Here is a 20,963-nt window from a genome sequence, read left to right as displayed (position 1 = left end):
CTGTCCATATGATTAAAAAGTTTATTGATAAGGGTATGCCCTATTAAATAGTAAATGACAGACATAAAAAAGCAGCGGAGATATCACTGCGCTGCTTATTAAACCATTATTGTCTGTGTCAATTACTAGCCTACTACTAGCCGCATCATCTGCGTACTGATATAACCGCCAAAGGTGCCTACCGCATAGCCTAAAATACCCAAGAACACCCCAACTGGCGCGAGCGATGGGTGAAATGCTGTGGCGACAATAGGTGCCGATGACGCGCCGCCGGTATTTGCGTTGGAGCCAACCGCTAAAAAGAAAAACGGCGCACGAATCATTCGAGCGACCACAAAAATAATCACGACGTGAATACTCATCCATAATAGACCAATTAATAGCAATCGCCACTGTGACACAATACCCGCGAGATTGATTTGCATACCGATAGCAGCAATCAATATAAAGATAAATACCGTACCGAATTTGGAGGCACCAACATGGTCAAGACGGCGAATTTTGGTGAAAGAGAATATGACACCTATGATAGTAATAATCACCACCATCCAAAAGAATGCGCTGGCAAAGCTGTATTGTACGGCCCAACTATAAGGTGCAAAGAAACCTGCAATTTGCCCACCCACAAAATGTGCCACCCCAACCATGGCAAAACACAAGCCAAACATCACCATCAAATCATTTAAGGTCGCTGGACGCGCATGGTCACGCTCATAGCTTTCGACCGCGGCAATCACTTTATCAATACTACTGCTATCCGCCCGTAAAAACTTATCTATCTTAGCGCTGTGCTTGGCCATGACCAAGATAGCTAGCAGCCATAACGACGCATTAGTGGTATCGACCAAGATCATCATGCCAAATAAATCATCGCTGACGCCAAACAGTTCTTTCATCGCCGCTTGGTTGGCGGCGCCGCCAATCCAACTACCCGCGACCGCTGAAAATCCGCGCCATAGGGTATCGTCGGTAAACATCTCAGGCGATATCCACTTAGCGATACCTAAACTGATTGGACCACTAATGATGATAGCGATACTGGCAGCAAAAAACATCGCAATGGCTTTCCAACCTAAGCCTAAGATTTTAGGGACATCCATCGATAAGGTCATTAGTAGCAAACTGGCGGGCAACAGATAGGTAGCGGTAAAGCCATAAATCTGTGAGCCGATGCCATCAGCGAAAACACCTAGACTGTTTAACGTTGCTGGGATAAAGCAGCACAGCACAATACCCGGCAATACCGCATAAAAGCGGCGCCAAAACTTACCGGGTAGCCCTTGGGTATAAAAAACCAAGCCGATAATGGCCATGATGATGCCAAATGCTAATGGCAGACTGTCAATTGCTAAATAAGAGAGGTCGGGCATCAGATGGCTCCGCAGCACATGATGAATAAAAGCTTGTCAGTATAGACAAGGCGAAAAAGACGCGCAAGCAACGATCAGCTATTCCCGACCTTTTATCATACGCATAGATAAGCCTTACTATAAAACCATGACGCACAAAAAAGCCAGATAACAAGTATCTGGCTTTTAATGTTAGGTTAACTGGCTAGACTAACAGCATTTGATAAAATACCATTATTAAGCAGTCACGATAACGATATTACGAGTTGTTACTACGGTTGCCACCGCTTGAACGACCTTGACCACGGCTGTCAGCACGACCAGCTGGGCGACCTTGGCTGCCACTTGGACGACCACGACCCGTTGCAGCACGCTCACCGCGTGGAACGCCAGTGCTATCACCACGGCTAGGAGCACCAGTGCGCTTGCCTTGATACGGCTTGCCACCTGAACGCTCATTTGGTTTGCCAGATGAATCACGTGGCTTACCTTGATAACCGCTGTCATTGCTAGCGCGTTGACCAGTTGGTGCGCTGTCGCTTGAACGACCACGAGCATTAGCAGGATTGCCTTGATAGCCACCGCTTGAGCGACCACGGCCTTGACCGTTACCGCCGCCACTTGAGCGTCCGCGACCACGACCACGACCATTACCTTTGTTTTCGCTAGGTACATAAGTCTTCTTAGGCTCCATACCTTCGATGACCGATACTTCCATTTTGCGATCTAAATAACGGTTGATAGCGTTTAGTTGTGGACGATCATCCATGCTACATAAGCTGATAGCAATACCCGTACGACCGGCACGACCACAACGACCGATACGATGCACGTAGTCTTCTGTTTGACGTGGCAAGTCATAGTTAATTACGTGCGATAGTGCTGGCACGTCAAGACCACGAGCAGCAACGTCAGTCGCTACTAAGATTTTACATTTACCATTACGCAAGTCTTGAACGATACGGTTACGCTTGCTTTGTGGCAAATCACCATGTAAGAAGCTGGCTTTATGGCCTTGCTCTTGTAGAGATTTGGCTAACTTTTCAGTACTACGTTTGGTCGCAGCAAAGATGATGACTTGTTCCATATCTTTATCGCAAACAATTTTGTCAAGCAAACGGTTTTTATGATCAAAATCGTCACAGTAATACACTTTTTCTTCGATATGTGCTGATTCAACTTTGATTGAAACGCGCTCAGGGTTTTTGGTGAAGCTAGCAGCAATTTTGCCAACAGGACCATCCCAAGTTGCAGAACACATAATGGTTTGACGATTGTCAGGAGCCGCTTTTAAGATATCGTTAATATCGTCAGCAAAACCCATGTCTAGCATACGGTCAGCTTCGTCAAGTACCAATATTTCAAGGCTTGATAAATCAACGCGACCGGCATTGATATGGTCAAGTAAACGACCAGGAGTCGCAACAATCACTTGAACGCCTTTTTTCAAAGCCGTAATCTGACCATTGTAAGGTGCGCCGCCTACTAATGGCACACAGAACAAACCGCGCATATCTTTAGAATACGTACGCACACTGTCATGTACTTGCTGAGCAAGTTCACGCGTTGGCGTTAGGATAAGAGCTTTGGTTAATTTGTCAAAGCTAGTGGCACGGCTTAAACGGTCAAGTACAGGGATAACGAATGCCGCTGTTTTACCACTACCGGTTTGCGCTGACAACAATAAGTCGCGACCTGCTAGAGCAAAAGGAATGGCTTGTTCTTGAATAGGTGTTGGATGGGTATAGCCACTGCGATCAAGCGCGGTTAAAATTGGCTTAGCAATATTAAGTTCAGCAAAAGTGATTTTATTTTCTTCAGCAGCGTCAGTAGTAGCCGCTTGATTATTAGTATCGGTATTTGCAGTTGTGTTTGGGGTATCAGTGCTTTCGATGATGCCGTTTTCAGCGGCGATAGCAGATAAGATGTCAGTCATAGTAATCCTTGGTAAGTATAAGCTGCTGTAAATTCAGCAAGCTTGATGCATACCACTGATAACCGTTCACCACGATGCGTTTATGAATTAATTGTTTTACCCTAAAAAGGCTTAACAATCAAAAGCCAAGCTTATAAAGCTTGTCAATGTTATAAAGGCGTTCGTGCTGTCTGACGTATTTTGGTGGTAGTGCCGAGTGTCTCATCCTTGTTTGCTAACAGCGCATTATCTATGCTTTGTCCAAAGCAGATAAAGTCAGGTAACAACCAATCTATCCCATACAGGGTTAGTAGATAAGATATGAGTCAAAAATAACGTGTTTTTCAATATTTATATGAAGGGTTATTTAAGTACACAAAATCATCGGCAACAATTACTTATGGTCATCCTAGACCCAAAATCGCAGGCGATGTTATCAATCTCATAATTCACGCTAGTCTATGCTAACGTGGGGACGTAGTATAACACAATAAAAAAATATAGGTAGCTATTTTTCAACCAATCATTGAACAAGGCTTTGTTATTAGCCACTCACCGCTAATACAATGCTTCTAATCGGGCACTTACTACCTATCTAAGTTATTTGGCTATGCTGCTATTTGCCTAATTTAACTTCAGTCACATAGGTGGGTAACTGCCACGCACCGCCCGCCTCTATCAAACGGCACATGCCTGTGGTGCTTTCGTGGCTTTTTTCAAATGCTTTGCCTGTCCATACCCAGTCAGTCCTAGATAAGCAATCGCCCATCCCGCGGCCCTTTTGTACCGACGTTAATTTGCCATTGCTATAATCGGTTGCACTCGTCGTCACTAAGGTCGGTTGATGAGGCTTAGTGTCATTGAGTACCCAAACCCCCATGCCGGTGTTATATGCGCCGGTCCAGCAATCATGCTGTGCGAGCAGCTGCTTGCTATTAAGGCGGCTGATACGCCAAGGTGATTTATCCGCTAAGTTTGGGCAATCCGTATTCACATCCTTCATGGTGCTTTTCATCATTTCTGATAGCTGAGATGCACGCATGACAAATGTTTTATTATTGCTAGAGATGGCTTTAGGATTGGGCGTTACCAATCTTAAGGAGGGTGCCGCTCGTGGTGTCAAGACAGTGCTATTAGATTTGCTTGTACCATCGGTAAGAATAAAGGCACTTGGCGTCCCTACTCGGCCCTGTGCTTCATCGGCTTTAAGCATGACAGCGCTGGCACCTTTATCTGATAGTTGCCAACGCGTATTGCGAATCACCAGCTCAATCTTGCTTGACTCAGTCAATGCGCCAAGTAACGCGCTCACTTGTGTTGAGGTCAGCTCAGCATGACCGGCAGCCACCGAATAAGGCTTGGTTTCCCCGTAATCTCTGTCGTTGATAAATAATGATATGCGATGGCGATTGCCGAGCTGCATTAATGCCTTAGCTGAGCTTTCTTTAGCACCGCCCAGTTTAACCTTGCCTTCGACTGTCGCATTGGTACCTGCTCGGCGCACCAATAATACAGACACCGGTAAGTCGCTATTATTCTCTGCTTGGTAACCTGCCAACCGGCAAGTACGGGTATTATCGCAAGCCACTTCCCAGTCTTGGCTGTTAAAACTAACAGGCGTGCTAGCCAGCGCTGCTGAGCTAAATAAAGCCGTGCTAATGGCTGCAAATATAGGTAATAAAATTTTCTTTGTCATTAATAAAGGTATCTTTTTTGTTTTTATAGAATTTATTTTGATATGAGCGTTATCTGTTAATAGATTAGATTTTTGATGACGCTGATAATTGGCATTACTCGTAGTATCACCATAATCAACATTCAAATCACTCGTTAAGAGTAATAATGCACGCTGAGTGTTATTATTATCCTTCATAATCATTACTCATTAATAGAATAAAAATCACCACCTGCTCATTAAAGCGGTGGCTGCTATCTTAACGTATCAATGTTTCTATCTGTTATACTAATGTACCATTATGTAAATATGGAAGTACACCCAATTCAATATATAAATGAATATATTTACATTAAAGAATATATAGTGTGGAATATAGCAAGCAAAAGGTTAATAAGCAAACCACTTATTAACCTTTTTTATTAGAGTGTATGTGCTGATATCTACTCAGCGCTACCGTCAATGAGGGTTATGCGATATCTAACTGAACGCACGGCGGTCAACAGTCGCTTAAGCGAACGGTTTAAAATAAATGCTTAAACAATAGGCTTAAGCTCTAAATCTACGGCGCGTTTAACGGCTGGGCGGGCGGCAATTTTTTGCGCCCAACGCTTTACATGATTATAATCATCTACTTGTAAGAACTCGGCAGCATCATAAAGCTTGCCCAGGACTAATTGACCATACCATGCCCAGATAATCATATCGGCAATATTATAGTCAGACTCGTCATTGCCACACATATACTCATGGTGTTTGAGATGAGTATCCAAGACATCAAGCTGGCGTTTGACCTCCATGGCATAGCGGTTGATAGGATATTCCATCGGCTCAGGGGCATAGGCGTAAAAATGCCCAAAGCCACCACCTAAGAAAGGCGCACTGCCCATCTGCCACATGAGCCAAGATAGACACTCTGCCCGCGCTTTGTTTTGCGAGCCATCAGCAGGCGGCACAAACTTACCAAACTTTTCGGCTAAATATAACAAGATAGCACCCGACTCAAAAAGCGCAATAGGCTCACCGTCTTCAGTGTCAGCAGCATAGTCAACCAGCGCAGGGATTTTAGAGTTGGGGTTGATAGCCACAAATCCTGAACCAAACTGATCGCCCTCAGAGATATCGATTTCATAGGCATCGTACTCAGCGCCTTTAATATTGAGCTCGGCAAGCTCTTCTAACAAAATATTTACTTTAACGCCATTGGGTGTATTCAATGAATACAGCTGTAAAGGCGCATCACCAACAGGCAGTTTCTGCTCATGGCGAGCACCAGCCGTTGGTCTATTGATAGTGGCGAACTTGCCGCCATTTTCTTTATCTTGGGTCCATACTTTAGGTGGGGTATATGCGCTGGTCTTGTTTGATTGATTATTGTCATTACTCATAAGATTACCTGCTTTTTTGTCGTTTTATTATTTGTTGTTTGAGTGCTCTTTAATAACTGAAGTCTTTGCTAGCTATATTTCCACTTATGTTTCTGCAAAAAACTTCCTATTAAAACCGTTCTGCTTTATCGGTTTTTACTAGATAGCCACCTACTATAGCGAAGATTAAAGCTTTGATTAAAGCCCTGTCTTGTAACCTGTTTTTTAAGAGCGGCTAATTGGCTTAAAGGTAATTTTATAAGAACTAGGCGCATATCGTTACTTTGCTACTCTTTAACTCAAAGACAGTTGTTTTTATACTACGCACAACTTAGCGTCTTTTTAGACGCTGTAATCGGCTTTTTTAAGCACTCTTAAAAAGACACTTTTAGAAAACCGCTCTTAGCAAAAATGGTCTTAAGATATGGTGATGTCAATATGGTAACCCTAACCCCAACCCAAGATAAATACCTACCCTATGTGCTAGCGGTGGCGTTATTTATGCAAATTTTAGATGCCACCATCTTAAATACCTCTCTGCCGCAGATGGCGCAAGCTCTCGGTGAATCACCGTTAAAAATGCAATGGGCCGTCATCAGCTACGCGCTGACCTTGGCAATCTTTATTCCTATTAGTGGGTTTTTAGCGGACAAATATGGCACACGGCGCGTATTCTTATACGCCATTATCATATTTTGTATTGGCTCGCTATTGTGTGCCGCCTCACCAACGTTAGATTTCTTGATTGGTTCGCGCGTCGTACAAGGCATTGGTGGCGCGATGATGACCCCTGTCGCGCGTTTGATATTGGTCAAGTCTTATCCACGCAATAAGCTTTTGACAGTCATGAACTTCGCGGTAATACCAGCGTTAATCGCGCCCCTAGTTGGACCAGTATTGGGTGGTTATATTGTGCAATATACCAGTTGGCATTGGATATTCTTAATCAATATACCGATGGGTGTTTTTGGTTTTATCATGGGCAAAAAACTGGTACCGGCATTATTTGAAGATACTAAGCGTCTAGACTGGACAGGATTTGCATTGTTTGCGGCAGCCGCTTGTGGTTTTACTCTTGCTGTGGAATTTGGCTCACAGACAGGTCGTGGGCTTTACGGTCTACTGCTCGCATTAGGGGCTAGTATGCTGATAGGCGCTTATGTTTGGCATGCCAAACGCCGTCTGGCCCCGCTATTTCCGCTGAGCTTATTCAGTATTCGTACTTTTCGCATTGGTATTACTGGCAATTTATTCACGCGTTTAGGTATCAGCGCCGTACCCTTCTTATTGCCGCTGTTGCTACAAGTGGTGTTTGAATATTCACCGTCGCAAGCAGGTTGGCTGCTCGCGCCCATCGCTGTTGGTGCCATCGGTATCAAACCTTGGGTCAGTAAAATCATTCAGCGCTTTACCTACCGTAAGGTTTTGGTGGTCAATACCTTTTTGATAGGTGTGCTGATCATTGTCTTGGCGCAATTTAACGATGCCGCAAATTGGATTTGGTTCATTCCTATCTTGACCATCATGGGCGCTTGTAATTCGATGCAGTTTAGCGCGATGAATACCATTACCATCGGTGATTTAGAAGGCACGCAAACCAGTAGCGGTAATAGTTTGATGGCAGTTAATCAGCAATTGGCGATTAGTTTTGGTATTGCCTTTGGCGCGGCGGTATTAAATCTGCTGCGTGAGCGACTTGATCTTGATATCTTGGTAGCGTTTCAAACCACGTATTGGATACTAGGTATCTTGACCATTCTCTCAGGGCTATACTTTTTACGCCTTAAACCTGAAGATGGTCGCGGCTTGTATTGATGGATTGATTGTTTGCATTAAAAACAAGCGAAAAACGAGCAGCTTTTATCGAAAAAGACAGTTAAACATAAAAATGCCAGCACAGATTAAGATAAGTCTTAACTGACCTTCTTAATCTGTGCTGGCAGGTTTGATCTACTTTTTCTATTTTTAAGGCGCTTTTTCATCGTCCATTTGCGATTGGATATAGTTTTCAACGCCTACGTCTTTAATCAAATCCTCTTGCGTCTCTAACCAGTCTTGATATTCTTCGTTACCGTCTTTGAGGGTAACGAGTAACTGGCGCGAGACATAGTCACGCTTGCTCTCACATAACGTAATGGCATCGGTGATAATGGCAAATTTCTGTTTCTCTAAACGCAGGTTGCAGTCGATAATCTCTGGCACATCTTCACCGACCAAAACTTTACCCAATTCTTGCAAATTTGGCAGACCGCCTAATAACAAAATCCGCGCAATCAGCTCATCTGACCACTTCATCTCAGCAATCGATTGCTTATATAGCGAGTCGTTCAACGCCTCTAAGCCCCAATGCCTTGCAATACGGGCATGCAAAAAGTATTGATTAATGGCTATTAATGACTGACCCAGCACTTTATTGAGTGTGCGAATGATCTCTTTATCCCCTTTCATTTTTATCTCCCTGTATTGATTATTTTATTACTGATGACTTTTAATACTTGTTAAAGGCGCTTAGCGAATAAAATACTAAACAATATTAGGAGAGACTTCCGCCATCTGACTTTGCAAATAATTGGGTAGACCAATCATGTCAATTAGGCGCAATTGTTGCTCTAGCCAATGAGCATGATCTTCTTCGGTGTCTTTAAGCTGCTCAACCAACATCTCACGGGTGACATAGTCATGCTCTGCTTCACAAAGCGCAATGCCGTCTTTAAGGTGCTGCTGTACTTGATATTCTAAATCCAAATCAAGCTGGAGCATTTCAGGAACCGTTGTGCCAACTTTAATCTCGTTGACGCTCATCTTAGGCGTGCCGCTTAACATCAAAATACGGCGGATAATCGCTTGGGCATGTAGCGTTTCATCTTGCATCTCATGGCTGATACGGTCATACAATTTACCGTAATGCCATTCGGCGTACATCTCAGAATGAATGAAATATTGGTCACGAGCCGCAAGCTCACCACCTAATAAAAAATTCAAATAGTCAATTACCTTTGGGCTGCCTATCATCACCTATACTCCTGTATTTTCATTTATTTGTATATACATTCACAATAATACATATATGGAAAGCACTATTAGTAAACTAATCAGTAAAGATTAAAACCAACAAAACGTCTTACAAATTCAGACAGATATAGTAGCATACAGACGTTATATCACTTGTAACGATATGAATTAAGAATAAGACGTTGATTGCGAATTGTCATTAACTCGCATAAGTAAAAAGTATTAGCCAGCTTTTTATAAGCGGATAAGACAAACTTAGAAAGGATTGCTAGAAGATGAGCGATGGCCGCTCTGCCCTGTTTATCAGCCTCATTGATAGTAATGATTTATAGCCCTAACAATGAGGCAGTGACAGGAAGAAACGCAGGGCAGAAAGTGCTTTAAGCTGATATTGCTTAGAAGAAAGGACTAAAAACTTATGATCAATAGCAAGGTCTACAAGCAATGGTTAAACGGCATAAGCCAAAGCATCGAGTTTGGCGTGATGCTCATCAAGATAATCATTGACCATAGGTTCACAGCAGCCACAGCAAGTCGCTACATCAAGCGTGTCTTTTAGACCGTCTAACGTATCAATACCTGAGGCAATAGCGGCTTTAATTTGTTTTTCTTTGACGTCGTTACAGATACATACGTACATGTGCAGGCCCCTACATGGATGTCATTCTTGTTATTCGTTATAATAACGATAATTATTACCATTTACAATAGTATTTGAAAGATTCATAATTCATATTTGTTATCATTACATCGCTATATTACGCTTGCTTAATCCATGTAACTGAATATAAATATGTGTGTAACTAAAAGGTACCAAAGGTAGTAAAATGGCGACGAACTGTAGATTTGCTCATTTTTTAATCGATTTTATAGCTAACTGCTGTTATATTGACCCCCTATTAACTAAACCTATATTGGAATTGTTCTATGTCAAATAATAATTCTACGATACAACCGCTTGAGTTATTTAAAGTGTTATCTGATCCAACGCGTCTGAAGATTTTCCAAATCTTATTTAACAAAGAGTCACGCTGTGTGGGTGAGTTGGTAGAAATACTTGACCAACCGCAGCCGACTATCTCGCGCCATTTGAATCATTTAAAAAAGCTGGGTATCTTAAGCTGTGTTCGTGATGGGACATGGATGTGGTATGAAGTGGCGGATGATTTGCCAGAATGGTGCCAAGATATTTTGGAAATTACCTATAAGCAGATATCAACCAAAGATATCAATATGCCTAAACCTGCTTAGTTTGATACCAAGAGCAAGAGGTAGGTATAATCAATACTTCAGCGCATAAAAAAAGACCTATAAATGTATAGGTCTTTTTTTATCTTAAAATACGGCAACGGCTATCGTTAGTGATGTGGTAACACCACTCAGCCTTATTATATTAGGTCTACATCATACTAAGTCTAAGAAATCACTCACAAAAGCGTTGGCTGGCTGGTGAATCAGTTCCTCTGAGGTACCGACTTGCTCAACGCGACCATGGTTCATTACCACAATCTCATCCGATACCGCCCGTGCCTCTTCTTGGTCGTGGGTTACCATGATGCTGGTAATACCCAGCTCGTGGTGGATATTCTTTAGCCAAGTACGCAGCTCTTTACGTACCTTCGCATCTAGCGCCCCAAACGGCTCATCCAGCAGTAATAGCTTTGGTTTAACTGCTAAAGCACGTGCCAGCGCAATACGCTGACGCTGACCACCTGATAATTGATGCGGGTAAGCGTTGGCAACTTGGGGCAGCTGCACCAAATCTAACAGCTCAGCAACGCGCTTATTGATATCCGCCTTACTTGGACGCTCATTTTTTGGGAGCAAGGTCAGCCCAAAGCCGACATTATCAGCGATGTTTTTGTGACGAAATAAGGCATAATGCTGAAACATAAAGCCGATATGGCGCTTTTGCACGGGCGTATTAGTGACATCTAATTCATCAAACAATATTTGCCCAGAGTCCGCATATTCTAGACCGGCAATGATGCGCAGCAAGGTGGTTTTACCGCAGCCTGAAGGACCGAGCAAGGTCGTTAACTTACCAGTAGGTACCGTGATATTAATGTTGTCTAAGGCGGTAAAATTACCGAATTTTTTATTAACGTTGCGAATCTCAATGCTCATAATGGGTTCTCTTATTATATTTTTGGCTTAACGTCTTAATGCGGGCGGCAGATGGTTTTATGATGCCTGCTTTATTAAGCTATTACTTATAGACGACCTGTGCTTTCTGCCAACGTTGCCTCTTTATCAGCGTTCTTAGCATTTGTAGCGTTTGCAGAGTTGGCGCTAACCGGCAGCTCAGGCGCACTGACCAAGCGCTCGGACTTGGCAAATTTACGATCTTGTAGCTTAGTCATCACTTGTTGTATTAGCAGGGTCACGAGTGCCAAACCAGCAAGTAAACTTGATAAAGCAAAAGCGGCGGTAAAGTTATAATCGTTGTAGGCAATCTCAACCAGTAGCGGCATGGTGTTGGTTTCTCCGCGAATATGACCGGATACCACGCTCACTGCCCCAAACTCACCCATCGCCCGCGCATTGGTCAAAATAAGACCATACAGCAGCGCCCATTTAATATTGGGTAGCGTCACATGCCAAAAGGTCTGCCAACCCGTCGCACCCAAAGTGAGTGCCGCTTGCTCCTCGCTATCGCCTTGCGTTTGCATCAGTGGTATCAGCTCACGTGCCACAAACGGAAAGGTCACAAATAACGTCGCTAAAATAATCCCTGGTACGGCGTAAATTACCTGAAAACCCATGCCCTCAAGCCAGCCACCAATGGTAGAGTTGAGTCCAAATAACAGCACAAACATTAAACCTGCAACCACTGGAGACACCGAAAAGGGTAAATCAAGCAACGTCGTCACCAGTTGCTTACCTTTAAACTGATAACGCGTTACCAGCCAAGCAATCGCGATGCCCATCACCATATTAATTGGCAAGACAATGGCGGCAGTAATTAAAGTGAGTTTAATCGCTTGCAAGGCTTCAGGATCGACTAGCGACGCTATATACAATTGCCAGCCGTTTTTAAAGGCTTCATAGAAGACCGCTAGCAGGGGCACCACCAACATGATGACCATAAATAGCACCGCGATAGTAATAAAAGTACGGCGTACCCATGGCGTATCTTTGGTTGCTGGGTTGCTTTGGTAGTCATAGCTATTAGAGATTTGCATTAGCGAGCTCCTACACGGCGCGACAGCTTCCACTGTACGATATTAATGGTCAGTAAAATGACAAATGAGATTAGCAGCATAAATAGTGCAACCGCTGAGGCGCCTTGAACATCAAACTGCTCAAGCTTGCTGATAATAATGAGCGGTAAAATCTCAGACTGCATCGGAATATTGCCAGCGATAAAAATCACCGAACCATACTCGCCAGTGGCACGGGCAAACATCATACCTGCGCCCATGAGCAGTGCGGGTAACAGCTCTGGTAAAATGACTTTACGAAAGGTCGTAAAACGATTGGCACCCAATACTGCGGCCGCCTCTTCAAATTCAACGGACAATTCTGCCAATACGGGCTGTACCGCACGGACGATAAACGGAAAACTCACGACTACTAAAGCGAGCCAAATACCTAATGGCGTAAAAGCGACTTGAATATCAAACTTGGCGAACCACTGACCAATCAAGCCATTAGGTGCATAAAGGGTGGCCAATGAGATACCCGTCACGGCTGTCGGTAGCGCAAACGGCAAATCAACCAAGGCATTAATCAACGATTTACCCCAAAACTCGTAGCGCACGAGCACCCAAGCGACTAGCGTACCAAATACCATATTGGTGAGCATCGCCAAAAACGACATCCATAAACTGAGTTTGATAGCAGCGGTGACTTGCGGCTGAGTGATGGTTTCCCAAAAACCTGTCCAGCCCATTTGTGTGGTGGTATAGGCCATCATGGCAAACGGTAGCACCACCAGTAACGATAAGCTAAAGACAGTGATGCCCATACTTAACCCAAACCCTGGTAGCACATTGCGCTGGCGCAAGCGTGTCAGCCATCCTTTTTTATTGGCGGGTTTGCTGGCAGGAGAAGTTGTTGCACTCATAGTGATGTCCTGTTGCCTAACTGATGGCTCTTAACTCTTAGTCGTAAGCGCCACGTGATATGAAATGTATTATTGGTTTGCGTAAGCTATAAAGGACACAGCGTGGGTAGCCATGTCCTTTATGTGCTTGGACGTTACTCTAAACCCAATTGCTTCAACGACATTTAATAACAAGTTAATAAAAGGTTTGAGCAATCAGCGTACTAGCGGCTTATTTTGGTGCATTAACGGCTAACTGATCGAAAACACCGCCATCGCTGAAGTAAGTAGCCATGATTTCATCCCAAGTACCAAACGCGTCATTGGGACGGAAAGTATCGATAGGTGGCAATTTATCGCTGTTTTTATCAAGCACACTTTTCACGCTTGGGCGTAAGTATAGGTTGGCTGCCAATTGCTGGGCAGGCTCGCTCCATAAGTAATCAAGATATGCTTTTGCCGCATCGGTGGTGCCTTTTTTATCTGTGACTGTCTTCACGACAGCTACCGGACTTTCAGACTTGATAGAGTATTTAGGATAAACAATATCTACTTTACCCAAGCCAAAATCAGTGGCTGCTAAATTAGCTTCGTTTTCAAAGGTCACTAGAACATCACCGATACCGCGCTGAACGAAGGTAGTCGTCGCTGCACGTCCGCCATTCTCATAGACTTTGACGTTTTTAAGCATGTCTTTCACATAGTTTTTGGCTTGCGTTTCATCTTTATTAAACGCATGTAAACCATAACCATAAGCGCCTAAGAAAGCATAGCGACCATTACCCGTCACTTTTGGATTGGCCATAACAATCTCAACGCCTTCTTTGGTCAAATCCTGCCAGTCGTTAATGCCTTTAGGATTGTCTTTACGCACTAGGAATACGATGGTACTGGTAAAAGGTACGGCGTTATCAGGGAACTTGCTTTGCCAATCCGCCTCGACCAAGCCCTTTTTCTCAAGCAGCTCAATATCAGAGCCTTGGTTCATGGTCGCGACATCGGCTTGTAAACCATTAGCGACAGATAAGGCTTGCTTACTTGAACCACCATGTGACTGTTTGATTAAGATCTTACTGTTTGGGTTTTCCGCTTTATAATGCTCAACGAATAATGGGTTGTAGTCTTTATAAAAATCGCGTGCCACATCGTAAGAGACGTTTAACAGTTCAATGTCTTGCCCCTCGGTAGCGGCTGGCGTGCCTTCGGCATTGGTTGCTGGCTCAGCTTTTTCGCTATTGCTACAACCTGCCATACCCAAAGTGAGCGCCACACCGGCGATACTTAGAGCGCTAAGCGTTTTATTTTTATATTTATAACCTGTAGTATATGATGTCATGGCTGCCTCAAAAGGGATTGGTTAGTTAATGCAAGTATGCTAACAGCGCAAGCTTATTATGTTTAATGATGAATATGCGTATGTTATTGCCAAAACGGAATATAGAATTTATAAAGATAAGGTTATCAATAGCTTAAATGCCATAATTTATGAGTCACCTTAAATATTTTATAAATCGAGTATTTGACCCAAAGACTTTTGCTTATAAATGGCGTCGGGGCTGCCTGTTACTTAACCTGTGCCAGCTGGTCAAAACGCCCGCCATCGACAAAGAACGTCTCCATGATACTGTCCCAATCACCAAACACTGCAACCGGCTCAAAGGTTTGAATATCCTTTAAGGTGCCTGTATGGGCTGCTAGCACCTCTTTGTTGCTCGGGCGCAAATACATCTGCGCCATCAGCTCTTGCGCGGGCTTGTCCCACAGTGCTTTTAGATAAGCGGTTGCCGCGTCAGTCGAGCCTTTTTTCTCAGTGACCGAACTGACGATCGCCACTGGATTATGAATGGTGATGGAATAGCTAGGATAAACAATATCCACTTGACCTTTGGCATGCTGAGTGGCCACCAAATGCGCCTCATTTTCAGTGGTAATCAGTACATCCCCTAGCCCGCGCTGGGTAAAGCTGGTGGTTGCGGCGCGCGCGCCATTGTCATAAGTCACGACGTTGGCGAGCATTTTCTTCATAAAGGCATCGGTTTTTTGTGGCTGAGCGACCGATTCTTTAAATTTATGCAATCCTGAGCCATAAGCACCCAAAAAGGCATAGCGCGCCGTACCACTGGTTTTCGGATTGGGCATCACCACGTCAACATCCGCACGTGCCAAATCTTCCCAGTCTTTGATGTTTTTTGGGTTGCCACTACGCACCAGCAATATCATGGTGGTGCTATAAGGAACGGCATTGTCAGGAAACGCCTCGCGCCAATCCGTTTTTACTAGCCCTTTTTTAACCAACATATTCATATCACTTTCTTGGTTTAAGGTCACCACGTCCGCTTGTAGACCATTGGCGACGGATAGCGCCTGTTTACTAGCGCCGCCGTGTGATTGCTGAATGCTGACCTTACTATCAGGATGTTGCCCCTGATAGATATTGGTAAATAGCGAGTTATAGTCTTTATAAAAATCACGCGATACATCATAAGAGACGTTAAGCAGGCTGATATTTTGCTTATCTTTTGTTCCACTATTCGTGCCATCATTCGTACTGTTTTGGGTAGCTTCGGTAGGACTACAGGCTATCATTAGCATGGCAACGGCTAGCACACCGCCCAACTTAAAACTGAAACGAATATGGTTAGAAGCAACCTGTGATTGCCTGCTTTTATTCTCAATAAATGAGGCGGCATTACTAAATTCAAGCTTGTTAGATACTTTTTGAATGCTTTGATTCGTTGCTTGCATAACGGCTCTCGATAATGTTGATAGAAGCGTTTCTTAAAGCATTGGCAACCTTATTAGGGTCTACAATCCTTTAGATTCGGTTCTATGAATGATGAGAGTTATGCTAACAGCCTGAAAGGCAAACGCTTAGTGACAAATGCGCTTATCGAGTGATTAACTTGGCATAAGTAAGTTTGTTGGTTATTCTACACTGCTTGTTTTTTCCGAGTATTTTTGCGATATAGTGATAAGCAGACACTTTTGAGTAAGTTATGGCATTGCTTAGTATGTAGACGAGCCTTTAGGTAAACGATACTATCCCTTACACCCATGCCCGTCAGGTGATTCACTTAGATAGGCAACCACCATCCCTCTTAATCACTCCTTTATCAAAGGTAACTAAATGATCATGTCTCCACCTCGTTACGTTCATTACCCGCGTTTTTTTGCAGTACTTTTAATGACTTCTGCGGCTTTATTTACCTTAAGTGGCTGTAATAATGTGACGCCCAGTATGAACAACCAAACCATTAAGCAACCGATTGCTGCCGTCACGCCAGCGGTACAAGCAGTCGTCGGAGATTACGCTTCTGAAGGGTATGCCAAACGCGCGCAAGACTATGATTGGGTTGGGGTGAGCGTTCAAGCAGACGGGAATGAGCAGATTGCTATTAAGGTGCGTGCGCGTAGCGATGTAAAAAAATCAACATGCCAATTCGATGCTAAAGCCACCCTTATGGGTCAAGACGATGCGCATGGTGTTATTTTTCAAAGTAAGGTGAATGACAGTACGGCTTTTTTTCAATTTAAGGACAATGTCCTAACTATTGATAGCCAAGATAAATATGCATTAAACTATTTTTGTTCGGGTGGTGGCTCGATTGTTGGAGAGTATCAGAAGCTAGCAGGACATCTAGAGTTGAATTAAAGATTTAAATATTAGAAAAAAACCAGGCACATCTCAGAAAAATAAAAAAAGGGCGTCAGATTTATTGTCTGACCCCTTTTTTATTTAGCCGTTATTCAAGTTTTTTATACCGCAGAGGCACCGACTAACTTGACCTCAGCACGCTCATCAAAAGCGATACCCGCATAATAATCACGCAAAATCTCTAGTACTTCAGGGCGGCTAAAGTTTTCTGGCACCTCTTCATCTTCTGATAGTGCCTTACGTAACTTAGTCCCTGATACTTTGACATGCTCAGAGGCGTCATGCGGGCAAGTCTTATCCGAAGCCATGGCATTACAAGCATTACACCAAAACGTCCAGCCAATTTTTAATGGCTGAGTAATGAGATCGTCTTTACCGACATATTCAAAGATAGTTTGCGCATCAAAAGCGCCATAATAATCACCGACACCGGCATGGTCACGACCGACAATCAGATGGCTACAGCCATAGTTTTGACGGAATACTGCATGTAATAGTGCCTCACGTGGTCCAGCATAACGCATATCTAGCGGATAACCTGCTTGAATAACCGTGTCTTGTCTAAAGTAATTGTCAATCAACGTTTTAATCGCTTCTTGGCGCACTTCCGCAGGGATATCGCCTGGCTTTAAGGCACCTAACAATGAATGGATCAATACGCCATCACAAATCTCGATAGCAATCTTGGCTAGGTACTCATGTGAGCGGTGCATTGGATTGCGAGTTTGGAAAGCGGCGACTGTTTGCCAACCTTTGGCATCCAAAATTTCACGTGTCTCAGCAGGCGTTTTATAAATCTCAGGATATAAGGTTGGGAACTCACCCTCACTTAATACTTCAACGTGACCTGCGATATTAACATCACCTTGCTCCAAGACTTGCTGAACACCAGGATGCTCTGGATCTGTGGTCGTGAATACTTGTTGGCACTCATGAGCTTTATCAATGGTATAGGTTTCTTCTACCGTTAAGACACCCATAATCTCGCCATCTTTCGCAACTAACGCGACTTTATCACCTTGCTTTAGGCTGTCGGCAGTCGCTTTAGGCGCGGATAAAGTAATAGGAATCGGCCAAAACAAGCCGGCATTGTCACCACTTTGCAGACGCATGTTATCAACCACACCCTGCCAATCTGCTTGGTTCATAAACCCATTTAACGGAGTGAAGCCGCCAATACCCAACATAATCAAATCGCCTCGCTCGCGTGAGCTTAACGTAATCGTCGGCAAGCTGCTAGCAAGCTTCAACGCTTGCTTGCGCGCATCGCCTTTTAAGAGTAACGGCTTAAGCTCGCTGCTACCGTGCGGCGGAACAAGTTTTGATAATTTTTGATTAGCTATAGGTGATGTCATATTGATTTAGAACCTTTATAGATAGTGATGAACATAGATAATTAGTGATGAAATAAGTAGCGATAAATTGTATAAGCATAGGCTACCTAACTTTCGTTATGAAAATTTATGCTGTGTTTGGATATACATATGTCTTAAAGGAATTTATGTTTATAGACGCAAGCTTATATGATGTGAATCTGAATTGTTTACCTTGCGACTGGCAATAAGATCAAGTACACACGCAAATCATTTTCGTCGCAGCTTTTACGTTTTAAAATAACATTGAGATTACGTCATGTATCAATATAATTACGCTGACCAAACCTTGGTAGAAGAACGAGTCGCCCAGTTCCGCGACCAAACCGAACGGTTTTTGGCAGGCGAGCTGCCAGAAGAGCAATTTTTGCCGCTGCGTTTGCAGAACGGTCTCTATATCCAACGTTATGCACCGATGTTGCGTATCGCCATTCCTTATGGGTTACTTGCCAGCTACCAATTGCGTAAATTAGCGGAGATTACCCGTAAATATGACAAAGGTTACGGGCACTTTACCACTCGTACCAATATGCAGCTGAACTGGCCAAAACTTGAAGAAGTACCAGATATTTTGGCGGAGCTGGCATCAGTACAGATGCACTCCATCCAAACGTCGGGTAACTGTATTCGCAATACCACCACTGACCCTTATGCTGGTATTCATAAAGAAGAGATTGCCGATCCGCGTCCTTATTGCGAGATTATTCGTCAGTGGTCAACCTTTCATCCTGAGTTTGCATTTTTACCGCGCAAATTCAAAATCGCCGTTATCGGTACCGCCCATGACCGCGCAGCGACGCAAGTTCATGATATTGGGCTGCATTTAAAAACCAATGAAGCAGGTGAGCTTGGTTTTGAAGTTATTGTTGGCGGCGGTCTTGGACGTACGCCAGTTATTGGCAAGGTTATCAATGAGTTCTTACCACGCCAGCATCTGCTTAGCTATTTAGATGCTATTTTGCGGGTTTATAACTTACGGGGTCGCCGTGACAATAAATTCAAAGCGCGTATCAAAATATTGGTTGAGAGCATGGGCGGTCCTGCCTTTGCTAAATTGGTCGATGCGGAATGGGAAGCACATACCAAAGATGGGCCACTGACATTGACCGATGCCAACTTTGCCACTGCCAGTAGTTTCTTCACCGAACCTGATTACCTTAGCTTTGATGCACTACAAGTACAATCTGAGCTCCAACAAACGCTTGATAGCGATAAAGACTTTGCCAATTGGTATCAGCAAAATACCGTGGCACATAAAATCGCGGGCTATCGCGCCGTGGTGATTTCGTTAAAGGCAGGTTTGGTTAATGGTAAGTACGTACCTTCAGGTGATATCAGTGAAGCGCAAATGGACGCCCTCGCCGACCTAGCAGATAAACATAGCTTTGGTGAGTTGCGTGGTACTTATCAGCAGAATTTAGTCTTCGCTGATGTACAAACCAACCAGTTGTACGAGCTATGGCAACAGCTGGTCGAGCTACATTTAGCCCGCCCAAATATCAATACCCTAACCGATATGATCGTCTGCCCAGGTTGGGATTATTGCTCGCTTGCCAATGCCACGACTCACAATATCGCTGAGCAAATCGAAAAACAGTTCGATGATCTCGACTACCTTTATGACTTAGGTGACATTCGCCTCAATATGTCTGGCTGCATGAATGCTTGTGCGCATCATCACACCGGCGATATCGGTATCCTTGGTGTCGATAAAAAAGGCGAATACTGGTACCAAATCAGCCTTGGCGGTAACTCTAGTAATAACGCCAAACTCGGCAAGATACTAGGTAGAGCGGTTCCATCTGATGACGTAGCAACGACGATACAAAAGATAATAGACGTCTATCTAGAGCAGCGCGTCAGCAATGAGAATGAAGTAGAAGGCTTTGGTGAGTTGGTCAATCGCATCGGCATCGCACCCTTTAAGGAGAAGGTCTATGGCTAATCATCATGTATTAAATGCGCAAGGCGAAAACATCAGTCAAAATGATCACTGGTTGGCCCTTACTACCAATGAGCTACCAGACGGCATTGGCCTAACCCATATATCATTGCCTGAGCTATTACAAAAACGAGAAAAACCTGATGTACTCTTGCCGCTTAGCGATTTGTTAGATGCTAAAGGCCATATTGCTGGCGGGTTATTACAGCAAGTACTTGAGTTATTAACCCAACATGCCAGCCGTTTTGGTGTTTGGGTGACATCAAATAGCGACACAGACGTACTGACTCGTATACCAGAGTTTTTATTACAGCAAGATTTGATTGTGATTCATGTGCCAGCTTTCACTGATGGGCGCGGCTTTAGCTTTGCCCAGACCCTACGCCAAATCGGTTATGAGGGCGAGATTCGTATGGCTGGCAACTTTGGACGTGATCAAATTGCCTACCTCCTACGCGCAGGTGCAGACAGCTTTGTGATAAGCGCACATGACCTGCAGTCTATCTCTGATATCAGCCAAGCCTTTAACGCGCTGGCCAGCAGCTACGACGGCCGCAACGCGGCGGACTTACCGATGTTTGCAGGTGCCTAATTTATTATTAAATATTCAATTCACTATTAACTACC

General features: G+C 43.9%; 18 protein-coding genes. 5 read left to right on the top strand and 13 right to left on the bottom strand.

Translation table 11 applies throughout. The annotated features are described in order from the left end of the window. Positions 1-125 precede the first annotated feature (125 nt). The 4 genes from FQ084_RS05025 to yghU form a co-directional block, all read right to left on the bottom strand. Entirely contained in the window at positions 126-1,370 is a 1,245-nt protein-coding gene (locus FQ084_RS05025) for a DUF819 domain-containing protein (protein ID WP_149489502.1), read from the bottom strand. Positions 1,371-1,608: 238 nt separating this feature from the next. Further along, on the bottom strand, positions 1,609-3,285 hold the full coding sequence (locus tag FQ084_RS05020; protein WP_149489501.1) for a DEAD/DEAH box helicase: 1,677 nt from the start codon (positions 3,283-3,285) through the stop codon (positions 1,609-1,611). 595 nt (positions 3,286-3,880) lie between these two features. Then, on the bottom strand, positions 3,881-5,137 hold the full coding sequence (locus FQ084_RS05015) for a DUF1176 domain-containing protein (protein ID WP_149489500.1): 1,257 nt from the start codon (positions 5,135-5,137) through the stop codon (positions 3,881-3,883). Between the two features lie 338 nt (positions 5,138-5,475). Next, positions 5,476-6,327 carry a glutathione-dependent disulfide-bond oxidoreductase gene (gene yghU / locus FQ084_RS05010; RefSeq protein ID WP_149489499.1) on the bottom strand — a complete coding sequence of 284 codons (852 nt, stop codon included), beginning with the start codon at positions 6,325-6,327 and terminating at the stop codon, positions 5,476-5,478. Positions 6,328-6,744: 417 nt separating this feature from the next. On the opposite strand from yghU, the gene FQ084_RS05005 reads away from it, so the two are divergent. Next, positions 6,745-8,121, top strand: coding sequence for a DHA2 family efflux MFS transporter permease subunit (locus FQ084_RS05005; protein WP_149489498.1), 1,377 nt, complete (start codon positions 6,745-6,747; stop codon positions 8,119-8,121). Between the two features lie 150 nt (positions 8,122-8,271). Here FQ084_RS05005 and bfr (FQ084_RS05000) read toward each other — a convergent pair whose 3' ends face one another. The 3 genes from bfr (FQ084_RS05000) to FQ084_RS04990 all read right to left on the bottom strand — a co-directional run bounded on the left by bfr (FQ084_RS05000) (position 8,272) and on the right by FQ084_RS04990 (position 9,958). Beyond that, complete coding sequence (gene bfr, locus FQ084_RS05000; protein WP_149489497.1) at positions 8,272-8,754, bottom strand: bacterioferritin; 483 nt, start codon at positions 8,752-8,754, stop codon at positions 8,272-8,274. 75 nt (positions 8,755-8,829) lie between these two features. Then, positions 8,830-9,318, bottom strand: a complete 489-nt coding sequence (bfr, locus tag FQ084_RS04995) for a bacterioferritin (RefSeq protein ID WP_149489496.1) — start codon at positions 9,316-9,318, stop codon at positions 8,830-8,832. Between the two features lie 448 nt (positions 9,319-9,766). Beyond that, on the bottom strand, positions 9,767-9,958 hold the full coding sequence (locus FQ084_RS04990; RefSeq protein WP_149489495.1) for a bacterioferritin-associated ferredoxin: 192 nt from the start codon (positions 9,956-9,958) through the stop codon (positions 9,767-9,769). 287 nt (positions 9,959-10,245) lie between these two features. Here FQ084_RS04990 and FQ084_RS04985 point away from each other — a divergent pair, with 287 nt between their 5' ends. Beyond that, positions 10,246-10,569, top strand: a complete 324-nt coding sequence (locus tag FQ084_RS04985; RefSeq protein ID WP_149489494.1) for an ArsR/SmtB family transcription factor — start codon at positions 10,246-10,248, stop codon at positions 10,567-10,569. 153 nt (positions 10,570-10,722) lie between these two features. Here FQ084_RS04985 and FQ084_RS04980 read toward each other — a convergent pair whose 3' ends face one another. The 5 genes from FQ084_RS04980 to FQ084_RS04960 form a co-directional block, all read right to left on the bottom strand. Next, positions 10,723-11,445: a sulfate/molybdate ABC transporter ATP-binding protein gene (locus tag FQ084_RS04980; protein ID WP_149489493.1), complete on the bottom strand. Its 723-nt coding sequence runs from the start codon at positions 11,443-11,445 to the stop codon at positions 10,723-10,725. Between the two features lie 86 nt (positions 11,446-11,531). Beyond that, positions 11,532-12,503: a sulfate ABC transporter permease subunit CysW gene (gene cysW / locus FQ084_RS04975; RefSeq protein ID WP_149489492.1), complete on the bottom strand. Its 972-nt coding sequence runs from the start codon at positions 12,501-12,503 to the stop codon at positions 11,532-11,534. After that, the gene (cysT, locus tag FQ084_RS04970) at positions 12,503-13,387 is read right to left on the bottom strand and encodes a sulfate ABC transporter permease subunit CysT (protein ID WP_149489491.1); all 885 of its coding nucleotides are present in this window, start codon (positions 13,385-13,387) and stop codon (positions 12,503-12,505) included. Before cysT ends, cysW begins: the two co-directional genes overlap by 1 nt. 211 nt (positions 13,388-13,598) lie before the next feature. Continuing rightward, the gene (locus tag FQ084_RS04965; RefSeq protein WP_149489490.1) at positions 13,599-14,702 is read right to left on the bottom strand and encodes a sulfate ABC transporter substrate-binding protein; all 1,104 of its coding nucleotides are present in this window, start codon (positions 14,700-14,702) and stop codon (positions 13,599-13,601) included. Positions 14,703-14,929: 227 nt separating this feature from the next. Then, entirely contained in the window at positions 14,930-16,111 is a 1,182-nt protein-coding gene (locus FQ084_RS04960) for a sulfate ABC transporter substrate-binding protein (RefSeq protein WP_149489489.1), read from the bottom strand. A gap of 388 nt (positions 16,112-16,499) precedes the next feature. Between FQ084_RS04960 and FQ084_RS04955 the strand changes: the two genes are divergently transcribed. After that, positions 16,500-17,018, top strand: coding sequence for a hypothetical protein (locus FQ084_RS04955; RefSeq protein WP_262880657.1), 519 nt, complete (start codon positions 16,500-16,502; stop codon positions 17,016-17,018). 104 nt (positions 17,019-17,122) lie between these two features. Here the strand turns inward: FQ084_RS04955 and sat are convergent, their stop codons facing one another. Then, on the bottom strand, positions 17,123-18,376 hold the full coding sequence (gene sat / locus FQ084_RS04950) for a sulfate adenylyltransferase (RefSeq protein ID WP_149489487.1): 1,254 nt from the start codon (positions 18,374-18,376) through the stop codon (positions 17,123-17,125). A 277-nt stretch (positions 18,377-18,653) separates the two neighbouring features. Between sat and FQ084_RS04945 the strand changes: the two genes are divergently transcribed. Continuing rightward, a complete protein-coding gene (locus tag FQ084_RS04945; protein WP_149489486.1) occupies positions 18,654-20,339 on the top strand; it encodes a nitrite/sulfite reductase in 1,686 nt (561 codons plus the stop codon). Then, positions 20,332-20,928, top strand: a complete 597-nt coding sequence (locus FQ084_RS04940; protein WP_149489485.1) for a DUF934 domain-containing protein — start codon at positions 20,332-20,334, stop codon at positions 20,926-20,928. Before FQ084_RS04945 ends, FQ084_RS04940 begins: the two co-directional genes overlap by 8 nt. Positions 20,929-20,963: the final 35 nt, after the last annotated feature.

The organism is Psychrobacter sp. ANT_WB68 (genome assembly GCF_008369115.1).
Classification (GTDB): Bacteria; Pseudomonadota; Gammaproteobacteria; order Pseudomonadales; family Moraxellaceae; genus Psychrobacter.
This window is presented reverse-complemented; position numbering and strand designations above follow the sequence as displayed.

What these genes read in the sequence shown, in the direction of transcription:
- FQ084_RS05025 (WP_149489502.1), bottom strand. Translation starts at nt 1,370, where the DNA reads ATGCCCGACCTCTCTTATTTAGCAATTGACAGTCTGCCATTAGCATTT.
- FQ084_RS05020 (WP_149489501.1), bottom strand. Translation starts at nt 3,285, where the DNA reads ATGACTGACATCTTATCTGCTATCGCCGCTGAAAACGGCATCATCGAA.
- FQ084_RS05015 (WP_149489500.1), bottom strand. Translation starts at nt 5,137, where the DNA reads ATGAAGGATAATAATAACACTCAGCGTGCATTATTACTCTTAACGAGT.
- yghU (WP_149489499.1), bottom strand. Translation starts at nt 6,327, where the DNA reads ATGAGTAATGACAATAATCAATCAAACAAGACCAGCGCATATACCCCA.
- FQ084_RS05005 (WP_149489498.1), top strand. Translation starts at nt 6,745, where the DNA reads ATGGTAACCCTAACCCCAACCCAAGATAAATACCTACCCTATGTGCTA.
- bfr (WP_149489497.1), bottom strand. Translation starts at nt 8,754, where the DNA reads ATGAAAGGGGATAAAGAGATCATTCGCACACTCAATAAAGTGCTGGGT.
- bfr (WP_149489496.1), bottom strand. Translation starts at nt 9,318, where the DNA reads ATGATAGGCAGCCCAAAGGTAATTGACTATTTGAATTTTTTATTAGGT.
- FQ084_RS04990 (WP_149489495.1), bottom strand. Translation starts at nt 9,958, where the DNA reads ATGTACGTATGTATCTGTAACGACGTCAAAGAAAAACAAATTAAAGCC.
- FQ084_RS04985 (WP_149489494.1), top strand. Translation starts at nt 10,246, where the DNA reads ATGTCAAATAATAATTCTACGATACAACCGCTTGAGTTATTTAAAGTG.
- FQ084_RS04980 (WP_149489493.1), bottom strand. Translation starts at nt 11,445, where the DNA reads ATGAGCATTGAGATTCGCAACGTTAATAAAAAATTCGGTAATTTTACC.
- cysW (WP_149489492.1), bottom strand. Translation starts at nt 12,503, where the DNA reads ATGCAAATCTCTAATAGCTATGACTACCAAAGCAACCCAGCAACCAAA.
- cysT (WP_149489491.1), bottom strand. Translation starts at nt 13,387, where the DNA reads ATGAGTGCAACAACTTCTCCTGCCAGCAAACCCGCCAATAAAAAAGGA.
- FQ084_RS04965 (WP_149489490.1), bottom strand. Translation starts at nt 14,702, where the DNA reads ATGACATCATATACTACAGGTTATAAATATAAAAATAAAACGCTTAGC.
- FQ084_RS04960 (WP_149489489.1), bottom strand. Translation starts at nt 16,111, where the DNA reads ATGCAAGCAACGAATCAAAGCATTCAAAAAGTATCTAACAAGCTTGAA.
- FQ084_RS04955 (WP_262880657.1), top strand. Translation starts at nt 16,500, where the DNA reads ATGTCTCCACCTCGTTACGTTCATTACCCGCGTTTTTTTGCAGTACTT.
- sat (WP_149489487.1), bottom strand. Translation starts at nt 18,376, where the DNA reads ATGACATCACCTATAGCTAATCAAAAATTATCAAAACTTGTTCCGCCG.
- FQ084_RS04945 (WP_149489486.1), top strand. Translation starts at nt 18,654, where the DNA reads ATGTATCAATATAATTACGCTGACCAAACCTTGGTAGAAGAACGAGTC.
- FQ084_RS04940 (WP_149489485.1), top strand. Translation starts at nt 20,332, where the DNA reads ATGGCTAATCATCATGTATTAAATGCGCAAGGCGAAAACATCAGTCAA.